The organism is Mesorhizobium sp. BR1-1-16 (genome assembly GCF_020165495.1).
Taxonomy (GTDB): domain Bacteria; phylum Pseudomonadota; class Alphaproteobacteria; order Rhizobiales; family Kaistiaceae; genus Kaistia.
In genome coordinates, this window is sequence record NZ_JAIUIE010000002.1 from 465,506 (window position 1) to 479,448 (window position 13,943).

General features: G+C 66.5%; 13 protein-coding genes. 6 read left to right on the plus strand and 7 right to left on the minus strand.

All coding sequences use genetic code 11. The annotated features are described in order from the left end of the window. Positions 1-10: 10 nt before the first annotated feature. From LB518_RS08010 to LB518_RS08020, 3 genes are all read left to right on the plus strand, one after another. On the plus strand, positions 11-655 hold the full coding sequence (locus LB518_RS08010; protein WP_224575433.1) for a cysteine hydrolase family protein: 645 nt from the start codon (positions 11-13) through the stop codon (positions 653-655). Positions 656-716: 61 nt separating this feature from the next. After that, positions 717-1,232 carry a MarR family winged helix-turn-helix transcriptional regulator gene (locus LB518_RS08015; RefSeq protein WP_224575435.1) on the plus strand — a complete coding sequence of 172 codons (516 nt, stop codon included), beginning with the start codon at positions 717-719 and terminating at the stop codon, positions 1,230-1,232. Between the two features lie 78 nt (positions 1,233-1,310). Next, on the plus strand, positions 1,311-2,507 hold the full coding sequence (locus LB518_RS08020) for an amidohydrolase family protein (protein WP_224575447.1): 1,197 nt from the start codon (positions 1,311-1,313) through the stop codon (positions 2,505-2,507). Positions 2,508-2,567: 60 nt separating this feature from the next. On the opposite strand, the gene LB518_RS08025 is transcribed toward LB518_RS08020, so the two are convergent. From LB518_RS08025 to LB518_RS08035, 3 genes are all read right to left on the minus strand, one after another. Beyond that, positions 2,568-3,152, minus strand: coding sequence for an amino acid synthesis family protein (locus LB518_RS08025; RefSeq protein WP_224575450.1), 585 nt, complete (start codon positions 3,150-3,152; stop codon positions 2,568-2,570). Next, positions 3,149-3,733 carry an amino acid synthesis family protein gene (locus LB518_RS08030; RefSeq protein ID WP_224575452.1) on the minus strand — a complete coding sequence of 195 codons (585 nt, stop codon included), beginning with the start codon at positions 3,731-3,733 and terminating at the stop codon, positions 3,149-3,151. Before LB518_RS08030 ends, LB518_RS08025 begins: the two co-directional genes overlap by 4 nt. A 135-nt stretch (positions 3,734-3,868) precedes the next feature. Continuing rightward, positions 3,869-5,350: an NAD(P)-binding domain-containing protein gene (locus LB518_RS08035; RefSeq protein ID WP_224575454.1), complete on the minus strand. Its 1,482-nt coding sequence runs from the start codon at positions 5,348-5,350 to the stop codon at positions 3,869-3,871. Positions 5,351-5,530: 180 nt separating this feature from the next. Here LB518_RS08035 and LB518_RS08040 point away from each other — a divergent pair, with 180 nt between their 5' ends. Next, on the plus strand, positions 5,531-6,229 hold the full coding sequence (locus LB518_RS08040) for a VIT1/CCC1 transporter family protein (RefSeq protein WP_224575456.1): 699 nt from the start codon (positions 5,531-5,533) through the stop codon (positions 6,227-6,229). Positions 6,230-6,258: 29 nt separating this feature from the next. Here the strand turns inward: LB518_RS08040 and LB518_RS08045 are convergent, their stop codons facing one another. Then, positions 6,259-6,606, minus strand: a complete 348-nt coding sequence (locus LB518_RS08045) for a RidA family protein (protein ID WP_224575458.1) — start codon at positions 6,604-6,606, stop codon at positions 6,259-6,261. Positions 6,607-6,709: 103 nt separating this feature from the next. Beyond that, positions 6,710-7,825 carry a hypothetical protein gene (locus LB518_RS08050; RefSeq protein ID WP_224575460.1) on the minus strand — a complete coding sequence of 372 codons (1,116 nt, stop codon included), beginning with the start codon at positions 7,823-7,825 and terminating at the stop codon, positions 6,710-6,712. A 159-nt stretch (positions 7,826-7,984) separates the two neighbouring features. Here LB518_RS08050 and LB518_RS08055 point away from each other — a divergent pair, with 159 nt between their 5' ends. Continuing rightward, positions 7,985-8,203, plus strand: coding sequence for a CsbD family protein (locus LB518_RS08055; protein WP_224575462.1), 219 nt, complete (start codon positions 7,985-7,987; stop codon positions 8,201-8,203). Positions 8,204-8,356: 153 nt separating this feature from the next. Then, complete coding sequence (locus LB518_RS08060) at positions 8,357-9,529, plus strand: ROK family protein (protein WP_224575464.1); 1,173 nt, start codon at positions 8,357-8,359, stop codon at positions 9,527-9,529. Between the two features lie 19 nt (positions 9,530-9,548). On the opposite strand, the gene LB518_RS08065 is transcribed toward LB518_RS08060, so the two are convergent. Together LB518_RS08065 and LB518_RS08070 are read right to left on the minus strand one after the other, a co-directional pair. Then, positions 9,549-10,775 (minus strand): ROK family transcriptional regulator, encoded by a 1,227-nt coding sequence (locus LB518_RS08065; RefSeq protein ID WP_224575466.1) that lies wholly within the window; start codon positions 10,773-10,775, stop codon positions 9,549-9,551. Positions 10,776-10,920: 145 nt separating this feature from the next. Next, positions 10,921-13,938, minus strand: coding sequence for an alpha-mannosidase (locus LB518_RS08070; RefSeq protein ID WP_224575468.1), 3,018 nt, complete (start codon positions 13,936-13,938; stop codon positions 10,921-10,923). Between the last annotated feature and the right edge of the window lie 5 nt (positions 13,939-13,943).

A 13,943-nucleotide genomic window follows, 5' to 3' on the forward strand; every position in this document is an offset into this window, starting at 1 on the left:
AGAACTTCTGATGTCCATCGATGTGTTCTCGGCCCACAACAATCCCGAGCAGGCGCGGCTCGATCCGGCGCGCACCGCGGTGATCGTGGTCGACATGATCAACGAGTTCTGCAAGCCCGGCGGGCGCATGGTGCTGCCGGGCTATGAGACGCTCGTCGGCCCGCAGCTTCAGGTGATCGAGGCTGCACGCCAGGTCGGCGCGCCGGTGATCTGGGTGCATGACAGCCATCGCCGCAACATGCGCCGCGACCGGGAATGGGTGAAGCGCACACCGCATGGCGTCGAAGGCACCTGGGCGACGGAGATCATCGAGGATCTCGGCGCGCGCGAGGACGAGATCCAAGTCATCAAGCACCGTTATTCGAGCTTCTTCCAGACAGACCTCGACCTGGTGCTGAAGGACATGCTGGTCGACCAGTTGGTCGTATTCGGTGTCGTCACCAATATCTGCGTTCGATCCACGGTTCACGACGCCTTCTTCAATGGCTATGAGGTCGTCGTCCCGCGCGATTGCTGCGCAGCAACAGGCCCGCGCGAGCAGGAATCGACCCTCTACGACATTGCGACCCATTTCGGGGTTGTCAGCGACGCCGCTTCCGTGGTCGCCGCGCTGACCTCGGGACAGGTCATCGACAACCAGCAGATCGCGGCCTGAGGCCGCGTCCACAGTAAAGGAGACAGGCCGGATGGCATCGGACGACGAAGGAGATGGGGGCATGCTGAGCCTCGACGGCGAGCCGATGAAGACGCGATCGGCCGCAGCGAAGGCGACGCACCGCGATCTCTTTGCTTCCTCCGGCTATGAGCTGGCGGTCCACCCGGCTCATATCATCCGCCGCGCGCACCAGCGCGCCACGATGCGCTTCCAGGAAGTGATGGGTGAGCATGACCTGACGCCGACCCAGATGGCGGCGCTCGCCACCATCATGAAGCATGGCGAGGTGTCCCAGAACCAGCTCGGCCGCCTGACGGCGATGGATCCCTCCACCATCAGCATCGTCATCCGCAAGCTTTCCAAGCACGGCTTCGTCGAGCGCTATGCCTCGCCCGACGACCAGCGCCTCTCGATGATCCGTCTTTCCGAGAAGGGTCTCGAATATACGCTGCCGCTGCTGGCCAAGAGCGTCGAGGTCGGCCGGCGCGTGCTGGCGCCGCTGAAGCCGAGCGAGCGCGCGCTGTTCATGGAAATGCTCTCGCGCATCGCCGACGCCGACGACCAGCCGGACGCCTGAACGCCGCAATGAAGACCCGGCAGCGCGAGCGCCTCACTGCCGTTTTTACCATAGCGTGACCCACCGAAAGGACGACCCATGAGCCACGATGCCCCGACTGCGAGCGAGGGTCCGACCAAGCTCGTCATCGAGAATATCGGTCTCGTGTTGTCCGGTGATCTTGCACGCCCAATCCTCGACGCCGATACGATCATCGCCGAAAATGGCCGGATCACCGGCATCGGACGCAGAGCCGACCTCGATCTCGACGGCGCGACGACGCGCATCGACGCGCATGGCTCGACGCTGACGCCAGGCCTGATCGACAGCCACGTCCATCCCGTCGCCGGCGACTGGACGCCGCGCCAGAACCAGATTGGCTGGATCGATTCCGGTCTCCATGGCGGTGTCACGACCTTGATCTCGGCGGGCGAAGTTCATACGCCCGGCCGCCCCACCGACATCGTCGGCCTGAAGGCGCTGGCGATTGCCGCGCAGCGCACATTCTCGGCCTTCCGCCCTTCCGGCGTGAAGGTCCATGCAGGGGCGCCGGTGATCGAGAAGGGCATGGTCGAGGAAGATTTCCGCGATCTCGCCGCAGCCGGCGTCACAATGCTGGGCGAAGTCGGCCTCGGCTCGGTCAAGGATGGTGAAACAGCGCGCCAGATGGTCGGCTGGGCGCGCAAATACGGCATCATCTCGACGATCCACACGGGCGGCCCCTCGATCCCCGGTTCGGGCCTCATCGACAAGGACGTCGTGCTCGCTGCCGATACCGATGTCATCGGCCATGTGAATGGCGGTCCGACGGCGCTGCCGGATGGCGACATCGTCTGTCTCTGTGAGAGATGCGGCCGCGGCCTCGAACTGGTCCACAACGGCAACATGCGCGCGGCGTTGCTGGCCCTCAACACGGCGCGGGAACTCGGCCAGCTCGATCGCATCATTCTTGGCACCGACGCACCGGCCGGCTCCGGCGTTCAGCCGCTCGGCATCATGCGCATGGTCTCGATGCTGTCCTCTCTCGGCAATGTCGCGCCGGAGATCGCTTTCTGCTTCGCGACCGGCAATACGGCCCGGATGCGCGAGCTTGATTGCGGCCTGATCGAGATCGGCCGCGCTGCGGATTTCGTGCTGATGGACAAGCCGCAGCATTCGGCAGGCGCGACATTGCTGGAGGCAGTCAGCCTCGGCGACATCCCGGGCATCTCGATGACGTTCATTGATGGCGTCGTCCGCACCCAGCGATCACGCAACACGCCCCCCGCCGCCAGCATGGCGCAAGTGGTCACTTAAGGCGGCGGACCATCCATCTTTCTTCCGCCAGGCGCAGGGGGAGGTCGGCTGCATCTCGACCTAGCGCAGCCCGTCCTCGCCCTTGATCTCGTCCTTCGTGAGCCCGCCGACGCGCGGATGCGGGCGGCCTGAATCCGTCAGCGCAACCGCGACAACGATCTCGTCGGCGCGCGGGGCGTCGGCGATCCGCACTTCCATCCCGTCGAAATGGCTGCGCACCCGCGCCGCGTCCTTGTGACCGAGGGGAATATCGAAGGTCGCGCCGGGACCGACCCGCTTCTTGGAGGATGGAATCAGCGCGGCGCCCTTGCCGAGCAGGGCGCGGAGTGGCGCGCCGAGCTTCGGATGCATCAGCGCGGCGCCGTGCTCCAGCCCGCCGTCGGCCCCGATCGCCGTCGCCTTGCCGAAGCTCTCGACATCGGCGGCGTCGATGCCGAGCGCCGCTGCCGCGCGGGCGCCGAGCAGCGCGCCGAGTTCCTCGCCCGCATCGAAGAGCTCGCCGAGATCCTCGACATAGGTGCCTGCAAAGGGGTTTTCGATCACGGCGAGGGCCGCGGCGCGGCGTGTCGGCATTGCGACGGCCCGGCCTTCCTCGATCAGCGTTTCCTCAACGATGGTGACGATCTTGCGGATGCGCGGGCTCACCGGAGGCCGTCCCCGGCCTTGATGTCGGCCGCCGCAAGTCCGCCAACCCGCGCATGCACGCGCGGTCCGGTCGTCATGGCGAGAATCAAGACCATTTCGTTGCGTCGCGGTGCGTCGCCGACGCCGATCTCGATCGCGTCGAAATGGCTGCGCACATAGGAGGCGTTGATGTGGGTGATCGGGATATCGATCTTGGTCCCGAGACCGCCGACCTTCTTGGCCGAGGGTACGATCGCCTTGGCGCCGCCGAGCAGCTCGCGCATCGCGTATCCTCCGGGATTGTGCCACAGCGCGCCATGCTCGAGTTCGCCTGCCTCGCCGATGATCGCGCCCTTGCCGTAACCCTCTACCACCGCTGCATCGCCGCCGAGCGCCTTGACGAGGCGCGTCGCCATCTCGATGCCGAGCGGCTTCAGGTCATCCATCAGGGCGATGATGTCCTCGATATAGGCGCCTGCATAAGGGTTCTCGATGACGGCCGCGACGACGGCCCGGCGCGGCGGCACCGTCGCGGGCGGGCCTCCTTCATGCAGGATCTCCTCGACCACCGTCACGAATTTGCGGACCTTGATTTCAGGCATCGAGCCGTCCTTGCATGCGGGCGCAGAACACGTGTCTGCAACCGAGATTGTTAGACCATCAACAATCTTTCGCGCGCTTGTCGCTGTCAAGAAAGCGGCGGCTGCATAGCGGTTATTTTTGCGCCGGGACGGGTTTCATAGGTGGCGCCCGTCGTTCAGGGCGAGCGCCGCCTCGAAATCGTCCGGCAGCGGCAGGTCCTGATCGGCATAGGCCTCGAGGCCGGCGATCAGCTCATGCTGCTGGTCCAGCAACAATCGCCGCGTCACGCCGCGCACCAGGCGCGGCAGCGCATGGCGATGACCGGAAATGGAGGTCGAGTGCGGCCCCTGGCTGACCGTCGACAGCGCGTTGAAGGCATGGACCCGGGTGACCCATCCTGGTCCGTCCGGATCGCGCGGCAGCATTTCATAACCGTCGCCGAGATAGGGCAATTGCGCGAGCCCCGCATCCGCCTCGCCGGGCGGCGGGGTGAAGCGATCCTGCCATCGCGCGACGAGCGAATGCATCGATTTGAGTTCCGGCCGCGCGGCGAGATCGATCACCTGCCCGGTCGCGGGAATGACATGATCGAAAGTGAGCACCCCGCGCGGTGTCGTGACACGGATGCGCTCGTCTTCCATCCCGACTTCGAGCCACGGCGCGGCGGCATGCAGGCGAAAACCCGGCATGACGATCGCGCGCTCGAAGCTTGCCCAGGCCGGCGGCTGGTCGTTGATGCGGAAGTGACGCGCGATCCGCCAGCGTACGGCATCGTCGAGCAGGGGATGGTGCGTCATGATCCCCGCATTCTCGATGTAGCGATGCGGATTGACTCGCGGCAGGCGGGCGCGGCGGAAGCAGAGATCGACCGAGGCAACGCCGGCCTCAAGCGCGGCGACGGCCGTATCGAAGGCCGAGGCGCCATGGCCGAGAATGCCGATCGCCTTGCCCTTCAGCCGGGTGAAATCGATCGGCTGGTTGGAGTGATCATAGCGATCCCTCGGCAGCGCAGCGCTGATGAACTGCGGCACTCGCCAGGCACCGGCGCCATCGGAGCCGGTGGCCAGCACGACGAGCTTGGCATAGCGGGTGCGCTCGACACCATCCTGGCTCGAGGTGACCTGAAGAAGCCCGACGGCGTCGGCGATGTCGGACACCACGGTGCCGTTCTCGACATCGATCGCCCAGACCGCGCGATACCAGTTGAGGTAATCCATCCAGTCGGTGCGCGGCAGGCGAACCAGCGACGTCCACGCATCGGCCCCGTAGCGCGTTTCGAACCAGCGCCGGACGCCGAGATTGGGAATGCCGAAGTCCATCCCGACCGTGATCTTCGGCGTCCTGAGCTCCGGCATGCGGGCAAAGGTCACCCAGGGGCCCTCGGCTCCGGCGGGCGCCTGGTCGAGTACAACCACATTGGCGATACCTTCACGACGGAGCGCCGCCGCGATCACGAGCCCGGATTGGCCGCCGCCGACGATGAGCACATCCGCCGCCACCGTGCCGTCGGGGCCGGAAACCGGCTTCACCCAGACCTTGTCGGGATAAGCGAGCGCGGCGATGTCGGCGCGTGCCGCTTCGGCGAGCCTGTCGAGGGCCGGCTCCTGACGGCGTGGGGCGGAATGATCGAGGGGCAAGCCCGGCTCCAACGTGTTTGATGAGGCAGATGCGTTTTCGCACAGAACTTCATCATGCACGTTCTAGAGGCAGATCGACAAGCGTCCGGGCGCGGCAATGCGTCGCCGTTCAGCTGGCCATGCGACAGATGTCATGCTGCCGCGCTATATAGATTGGAATTATTCCAAGAAGGATTGGTCATGGCGCCCTCGGCCCACGCGGAATCGCATCTCGTTCACCGGATCGGCTGGCTGCGCGCGGCCGTTCTCGGCGCCAATGACGGCATCGTCTCGACGGCGAGCCTCATCGTCGGCGTCGCAGCAGCCTCGACCGGCCGGAGCGATGTCCTGCTCGCCGGCATTGCCGGCCTTGTCGCAGGCGCCATGTCGATGGCGGCGGGCGAATATGTCTCGGTGTCCTCGCAGTCCGACACCGAGCGTGCTGATCTTGCGCGCGAACAGCATGAGCTCAACGTCAATCCTGAGGCGGAACTCTCGGAACTCGCTGCGATCTATGTCGAGCGCGGCCTTGATCCGGAACTGGCCCAGGAGGTCGCGGTCCAGCTGACGAAACGCGATGCGCTCGCGGCCCACGCCCGCGACGAGCTCGGCCTCAACGAAACCACCGAGGCGCGGCCCGTGCAGGCAGCCTTCACCTCGGCGGCGACGTTTTCCGCTGGCGCGGCCATGCCGCTGATTGCCGCGCTGCTGGCGCCTCAGAACCTGATCGTGCCGATCGTTTCGATCACCACGCTGTTCTTTCTGGCAGTGCTCGGCGCGCTCGGCGCGCGGACCGGCGGTGCATCGCTCGGCAAGGGCGCGCTGCGCGTCACCTTCTGGGGCGCGCTCGCCATGGCGATCACAGCCGGCATCGGCGCGCTGGTCGGCACGGCGGTCTGAGCCCGCCGCACCGTTTCGCTCAGCTGTCGTCAGCCTTTGGCGGCGACGACGATGATCTCGACCTTGTATTTCGGCGCGGCGAGCTTCGCCTCGCCGGTCGCACGGGCCGGCGGGTTGGACTTGTCGACCCAGACGTCCCAGACCGAGTTCATCGCCGCGAAGTCCGCCATGTCGGCGAGCCAGATCGTCGCCGAGAGAATGCGGGCCTTGCTGGAGCCGGCCAGCGCGAGCAGGCGATCGACTTCGCCAAGGGCATATTTCGTCTGCGCGGCGACGTCGTCGCCTTCGCCGACCTGGCCGGCGAGATAGACCATGTCGCCGTAGACCACGGCCTGGCTCATGCGGGCGCCGCTCTCGATCCGGGTGATGGTCGTCATGGGACTCTCCTGTGAATGTCTGTGAATGGGGCAGCGCTGCTATCGGCAAGCCGGCGGCCCCGGTCAAGCCCGGGCGGCACGATCGCAGCGGGAATTGCGGCGGCTAGCGGCCGCGGGTGAGGAAGGCCGCGTCGAACGGCACCGTCAGCGTCGCACCACCCTCGTCGGTGACGGTCACGCTGTCAGTGCCGATCTCGACGCCGGCCGCGCGCGTCCAACCGTCCGGCAGCGGCAGGCCGCCGATGACATTGCGGACCTCGACCTCGCCTTCCGGATCGAGCACCAGCGCTGTCGGCACGCCGTCTGCCGTCAGCGGGTTCGGCGCGATCGAAGCCTTGTGGCCGGCGCCGCCATAGGTGCGCCCTTCCTCGATGCCCTGCACGCCGATATGGCGGGAATTCCACGGCTTGTAGTCGCGGCCGCCGTTGGAGAACCAGAGCAACGTCACCGGAAGGTCGGCCGGGTTTTTGAGCGAGAGATAGATGTCGCGCTTGTCGGGACGGGTCGCGGCGGCCCAGCCGAGTTTCGCGCCCTCGGCCTCGACGAGCATGATGAAATCCTCGTTGCGCTCGGCAAAAGGATAGGTGGTGACGTCGGCGAAACGCCCATCGGCCATCGGCACCCGGGTGAGGTCGTTGAAGCGCGCCGGATAAGCGAGCGCGGAGCGGCCGAGCTTCGGATCGGGCTCGGGCGCGGTCTCGGGCGTCAGCGCATAACGCTTGGGCGAGAAGGCGAGCCGCCCGCCCGCCGTGAAGCGCGTCATGCCGTGACTGGCCACCGGAATCGCGCCTTCGCCGCCATAGAAGATGTGGCGCTGATAGAGGAAGGGATGACCGTCGCGGAGCGCGAACTCCTTGACCAGCCGCGCGCCCATCACCGGCCGCGACAACTCATATCGCGCGATGGTCCCGCCGGAGGGATGCGGCACGGTTTCCAGCACGGTCCAGCGGGCATTCGCAGGCCAGCCATGCGGCAGGCTGCCGTCGACATCGGCGGTGCTGAACGGGGCGCAGAAGAAGTCGCCGGAGAGATAGCGCAGATTGGGCAGGATGCTCTCGTCGGCCTGGATTGCCGCATCATTGGCCCAGGGCGCCGTATGGGTCGGCTCGATCGCCCGCCCGCCGCCAGTGACGGCGAAGCGCCGGACATGGCCGCCGCGCAGATCGAGAACGGCCTCGGCTCCCTCGGCCGTGATTGTGTGCAGATCGGCGTTCGCCATGTCGTCCTCCCGGCGTCCTGGACCTCTCCGGGTCCGCTTCATCGCATCCAGCCGTTAGCATGGCGGGCCATATCCCGCACGGCAAAATCGTCCTGGCTCGGAACGCTTTTCGAAACGATGCGTTCTTCTACCGTGTCCCATCCAACACTGGAGAGCATCATGACGAGCAGCACCACCGACAAGATCAAGGGCGTTGCCAACGAGGCCGCCGGTAATGTCAAGCAGGGCGTTGGCAAGGCGGTCGGTAATGATCGCCTGCAGGCCGAAGGCGCCGCCCAGGAAATCAAGGGCGAGACGCAGCAGGCTGTCGGCAAGGCCAAGGACAAGGTCAAGGATACGGCGGACAAGCTGCGCGATTCAGCGCACCGCAATCTCTGACCGCACGAATTTCTGATACGAGGGGGCCGCGCACTGCGCGGCCCTTTTCGCTTGTGGTTTTTTTGGATGGAAGCGGCGGCGCTATCGTGGGACCGTATGCAATCGACCACGCAGATGGCGGTGCGCTGAAACGAGACGCGGCAGGGAGAGATGATGCCCTTCGGCAGGGACTACCATCCGCGCATTGCTGATCCGTCGATGCGTGAGCGCGCCGCGCCTGTCCGCGGCTCGGCAGGCCGCAATCTGGTCCATGCGGCCGATCACAACGCCCGCGTCACGCTGGAGGCGCTGCGCAGGGCCGTCGCGCTGACACGGCAGGATCTGGCCGAAGTAACCGGCCTCACAGCGCCCGGCATCACAAATATCATCCGCCGCCTCGTCGAGGCGCATCTGATACGACCGGTGGACGGCGGCCGCGCCGCGCGCTTTGCGATCGAGCCGAATGGCGCCTTCGCGCTTGGCGTCGATCCTTATGGCGACGTTGTTCAGGTCGCGATCGTCGATTTGAAGGGCCGCATCGTTCACCGCGAACGCCGCCGCGCCGCCTCGGCCGCCATCGAGGATGTCGGGCCGGCGATGCGGACGGCGGTGGCGAACGCGCTCGATGCGTTCGATCCGGCCCTTCGCGGCCGATTATTGGGCGTCGGCGTCGCGACGCCGTTCGATCCGGCAGCGATCACCGCGGCTCTGCCTGGCTCGGTGGTGACGGTTGAGCGCAGTTCCGTGGCGGCCGCCCTCGGCGAGCGGCTGCTTGGCGCCGCGCCGGGCGATGGCAGCTTCGTGCATGTGCTGTTCGGGCGGGAGGTCCGCGCCGGCCTGATGATCCGCGGGCACCTCTTCCACGGCGTCACGGATCGGGCCGGGCGCATCGGCCAGATGCGGACCGGCGAGGACGGCATCCTGCTTGACGAGGCGGCCTCGACCGCTGATCTGCAGCCCCTCATCGACCGTCACTTCGATGCCGGCGGCAGCTCCGACGATTTCCTGTCTGAACTCGATGATGAGGGGCGTGCGATCGTCGAGCGCTGGGTCGACCGGGCCGTTGTGCATTTCGTCGATGCGGTGATCGCCGTTTCCGGCTTCCTGGCGCCGAGCGGAATCTTCGTCGGTGGTCGCTTGCCGCGTGATCTCGTGAGCCTGTTCACGCACCGCTTCGCCGCTGTGCGCAGCGAACGGATGTCCGGACCGATGCAGCCGCAATGGCTGCCTGAGATCGTTCCCGCGACGCTCGGGCCGGATTGCGTTTTGCTGGGTGCCGCGATGCTGCCTTTCCTCGAAACCCTGCTGCCCGACCCGCGCGACCCTCCCGAGGTGCAGGTCGCGTGACGATCGAGGCGTCTTTCGATTAGGCCAGCGTGTAGGTGGCGCCGACCGGCGGCAGGCCGGTCAACGGCGAGCGGCTGAGCTGGTCCGGATCGTAGGATTCGAGCCGCAGCACATCGGCGAGCGGCATCGTCGCGGCCCCGAGCGCGGTTGCGTCCTCCGAGCCGGCGGCGCGATGGATCGCCGGGGCCGGACGCCGTTCGCGGCCAAGATGCTGGTTCACATAAAGCAGCATCTCGTCGGTGAGCCGCACCGGCAATCTGCCGCCGATCACCACCGCGTCCGGGTCGATCAGCAGCCCGATATGAACCGCGGCTTCTGCGATGTAGCGCGCGGCCTCGCGCAGCCAGTCCGAGACGAGGGCCCGCCCGCGCGTATCGAGTCCCAAAAGGTCGGAGGGACGCGTTACCGCAATGCCATGCCGGGCCAGAAATCCGTAAAGAACGTAGAGCGAAACCAACTGTCCGAGCGGCTGGACGCGGCTGCCTTCCGGCTGGTTCTCCGCCAGCGTCGGCAGCCAGCCGATCTCGCCGGAAAGTCCCGTCACGCCATGATGGCACATGCCATCGAGCACGACGGCGCCGCCGAGGCCGGCGCCGATGAAGATATAGAAGAAGCTGCGGCTCTCGACTCCGAGGCCATAATTCAGTTCGCCCATCGCTGCCGCGATGGCGTCGTTCTCGATATAGAGCGGCAGATCGGTGAAGCGCGCGAAGCGGCCGCGCATGTCATAGCCGGTCCAGGCCGCATAGCGCTCGGGCATGCCGGGGAAAGGAATCTCGCCGAGCCAGTCGGGCAACGCGAGCCCGACGCCGGCAAGCCGCCGCTCATCGATGGTGCGCCGGCGCTTGAAGGTCGAGATCGCATCCTCGACCAGCGACACCGCCGTCTCCGGCAGAGCGAAGGCGATCTCGTGATGAATGCGCCCGCGCACAGCGCCTGAGGCGTCGATGGCAACCACGGTGACATGGTCGCGGGCAATATAGGCGCCGATGGCGTGGCAGCCGTCCGGATTGATCTCGAGCTCGATCGCGGGCTGCCCGGGCTGGCCGTGACGGCGCCGTGCTTCGAGCACGAGGCGCTCGCCGATCAACCGTTCGGCGATGCGCGTCACGGTCTGCTTGGTGAGGCCAGAGCGGCGCGCCAGCTCGGTGCGCGAGATCGGCTGGTGGCGCTGGATGGCGCGCAGGATCACGCCGCGATTGTGGCTGGCGGCGAGCTCGGAATTGGAGCCGGCGAGGTCGTTCATGGTGCGCTCTGCTTGCCGCATCTCACAGGCGGAAGCAAGAAAGAGGCGGCAGCGCGTCCGCTCTTCAGGGAGGGCGGACGCCGGCCGAAACTGCGGCGCCGCCTTTGCCCCGCGGACGTACCGGGGGCAAAGGCGGACGCACGCCTTATCGCGTCAGCTTGAGGCTGCGAACTTCGAACGGGCGGATGCCGAAATCATCGTTCCGTTCGACGGCTTCCTCGAGCAGGTTCACATCACCGGCAACCTTCCAGCCGCCGGAAATCGAAACGTCCAGCTTGCCGCGCCCGCCGGCCGGCTCGTAGACGCGCAGGACGATGTCGCCCGTATCCTCGGCCGGCTTCAGCCCGGCGATCGCGACCGCATGGCCGCTGAGCCTGACCGGCGTCACTTCGCCCGGCTGCAGACCGTGCGCGGCATGCGAGAGCAGCGGCTGGTTAAGGTCTTCCGCCTCGCGCAGCACCCCGCCGGCGAACAGGTCGCCCGCATGCGGCATCAGCGCATAGGTGAAGCTCTGCTCGCCCTCGTCCGCCAGCGGATCGGGATAGATTGGCGACCGCAACAGGCTGAGCCCGAGCACATTGCCGCGCACGCTGTGGCCGTATTTGCCGTCATTGAGCAGCGCGACGCCGAAGCCTGGCTCCGCGAGATCGACGAAGCGATGGCCGGGCACCTCGAACTTCGCCGCATCCCATGAAGTGTTCTCGTGGGTGGAGCGGCGAACGATGCCGAAGGCGCATTCGAAGGTCGCATGGTCCGAGCGGACCGCAACCGGGGTCAAGGTGCGCAGCAGCACGCGGCGATCATGCCAGTCGAGATGCGTCTTGATGTCGAGGCGCGGCGCATTGGCCCAGAGCGAATAGGTCTGCGTCACCGTCGAATCGCGGAAGCGCTTGACGATCCTGATCGCGGCGCGATGCGGCCCCTTCTCGATGATCTCGACCGACTCGACCTCGGTCAGTTCATGGCCGTTGGCGGTGTAGTCGTCCTCGAGGTCCCAGGCGTCCCAGTTGCGCGGCTTGTCCATCGGATAGGCTACGAGCTGGTTGCCGCGGCCGGCGAGCGCCTCGCGGCCGGTCTGCTTGTCGATCAGGCTGGTGATCGTGCCGTCCTTGCCGATCGTGACGCGGATATGGCTGTTTTCCAGCTTGTCCGCGGTGACCGTCAGCCCAGGTGCAGCGGTGAGGCCGGCCTTGCCGACCACGGCGATGCCGAGCGCGGGCACGTTCGAAGCCGCCGCCACGGGACCATCCGGCCCTTCGAAGCGGATCGGACGATCCGACAGCGTCGGATTGACGAGGACCGTGACGTCCTGCGCCTCGCCCTTTGGCAGCTTTGCCGTGAGGGCGTCGAGCGCTTCCTGCTGGCGGGCAAGACCGGCGTCCCGGGCCGCGGCGAGTTCGTTCTCGGCGTCGACATAGACTTCGCGCACGCCCGAACCCGGCAGGATGTCGTGGAACTCGTTCTTGAGCACCGGCCGCCACTCGGCCTCGAGGCTCTCCGGCTTTTCGGCACCGAGCAGCATGGCGAGCGAGGACACCGTCTCGGCGGTGATCAGCGCGCGCTCGGCTTCGCGGTGCTTCTTCTTGGTGCCGCTCTGCGTCGTCAGCGTCGCGCGATGCAGCTCGAGATAGATTTCACCGATCCATGTCGGCACATCGGCCGGCAGGTTGTCATGGATGCGGCCGAAGAATTCCTCGACCCGCGCCGGACGCATGGACGGCACCGCCGGGAAATCTGCGAGCTGCTTCTGCCGCTCCAGCATTTCCGGCATCACGCCGCCGCCGCCATCGCCATGGCCGACTGCCAGAAGGCTCTCGTCATGGATGACCTTGCCGCGGAAATTCTTCCAGGTGCCGATGATGGCCTTCGGCTCGGTGGAGCCGTTATAGCCGTTGACCGGATTGTCGAAGGTGTGAGCGAGCACGCGGCTACCATCGAGTCCTTCCCACCAGAACAGATCATAGGGGAAGCGGTTGGTCTCCGACCAGTTGACCTTGATCGTAAAGAAGGAGTCGACGCCGGCCTGGCGCAGCAATTGCGGCAACGCCCCGGAGAACCCGAAGCAGTCCGGCAGCCAGCAGACGCGGTGGCGCACGCCGAACTTCTGCTCGAAATAACGCTGCCCATAAAGCAGCTGGCGCACGAAGCTCTCGCCGGTCGGCATGTTGGTGTCGGGCTCGACCCACATCGCGCCGACGGTTTCCCACTGGCCCGCCTTGACCGCGGCCTGGATCTTGGCGAACAGCGCCGGATCATCTTCCTCGATCTGCGCATAATAGGCAGCGGTCGACTGGTTGAAAACGAAGTCCGGGAACTGCTTCATGAGCTGCAGCGCCGTATGGAAGGTACGGCGTGCCTTGCGGCGGGTCTCGGCATAGGGCCAGAGCCAGGCGAGATCGATATGAGCGTGGCCGGTGATCGCGAGCTTGCCCTGCTGCGGGTAGGTCGCCTTCAGGGCGCGCAGCTTGCCGCGGAGCGTCTCGAGCGCCGCGGCGACGCTGGCGCGCTGATCCTGGCGCAGCGCATCGGGGTTTGGCTTCAGTGGCGGCAGCTGCCAGATCCGCTGCTGGCCGCGCTGCGGCGCCGTGCGCGAAACATAGTCGGCCGTTGCCGAGGGCCAATCGAGCGCCGCGAAGGTTTCCTCGGCCGCCTTGATGAGATGCGGCACGACGTCATGGTCGCCGAGATACTGCACCGCCTCGGCAACCTGCTGCAGCAGCAGGCGCAGCTCATGCACCGGCTTGTCGATCCAGGCGAGATGGGCGCGGTTAAGCCGCGGCTCGCGCACCGGCTCGCCAAAGGGCTTCCGCGCTACAGCGTCGATGTCGATCGCAAAGCGCTTGCCCGGAACCGGGAATTCCTCGTGGAATGGATCGAGGCCGAAGCGTTCGGCTTCTCCGCTTTCGGGCGTCAGCGCAATCAGGCTCTCGCCGCCGACATTCAGCATCAGCAGCGTTTCGTCGAGCGGCCAATGATCCGGCACCACGGCCTGCGCCGCCAGCTTGCGCACGCCATCGTTGCGCGGCCAGAACCCGCCGAGGGCGATCGGCGCGCCGTCAAACTGCCAGCCTTCGACCGGCACGGTCTCGCGTTCGCGCCAGAACTCAAGCTCCTCGACGCGCACATTGATGCGATCCAGCCGCTGCTGGAGGGTGAGGGACATAAGAG

Bases quoted from the DNA above. Each gene is read 5' to 3' on its own strand.
- LB518_RS08010 (WP_224575433.1), top strand. From the start codon at position 11: ATGTCCATCGATGTGTTCTCGGCCCACAACAATCCCGAGCAGGCGCGG.
- LB518_RS08015 (WP_224575435.1), top strand. From the start codon at position 717: ATGCTGAGCCTCGACGGCGAGCCGATGAAGACGCGATCGGCCGCAGCG.
- LB518_RS08020 (WP_224575447.1), top strand. From the start codon at position 1,311: ATGAGCCACGATGCCCCGACTGCGAGCGAGGGTCCGACCAAGCTCGTC.
- LB518_RS08030 (WP_224575452.1), bottom strand. From the start codon at position 3,733: ATGCCTGAAATCAAGGTCCGCAAATTCGTGACGGTGGTCGAGGAGATC.
- LB518_RS08040 (WP_224575456.1), top strand. From the start codon at position 5,531: ATGGCGCCCTCGGCCCACGCGGAATCGCATCTCGTTCACCGGATCGGC.
- LB518_RS08045 (WP_224575458.1), bottom strand. From the start codon at position 6,606: ATGACGACCATCACCCGGATCGAGAGCGGCGCCCGCATGAGCCAGGCC.
- LB518_RS08050 (WP_224575460.1), bottom strand. From the start codon at position 7,825: ATGGCGAACGCCGATCTGCACACAATCACGGCCGAGGGAGCCGAGGCC.
- LB518_RS08055 (WP_224575462.1), top strand. From the start codon at position 7,985: ATGACGAGCAGCACCACCGACAAGATCAAGGGCGTTGCCAACGAGGCC.
- LB518_RS08060 (WP_224575464.1), top strand. From the start codon at position 8,357: ATGCCCTTCGGCAGGGACTACCATCCGCGCATTGCTGATCCGTCGATG.
- LB518_RS08065 (WP_224575466.1), bottom strand. From the start codon at position 10,775: ATGAACGACCTCGCCGGCTCCAATTCCGAGCTCGCCGCCAGCCACAAT.
- LB518_RS08070 (WP_224575468.1), bottom strand. From the start codon at position 13,938: ATGTCCCTCACCCTCCAGCAGCGGCTGGATCGCATCAATGTGCGCGTC.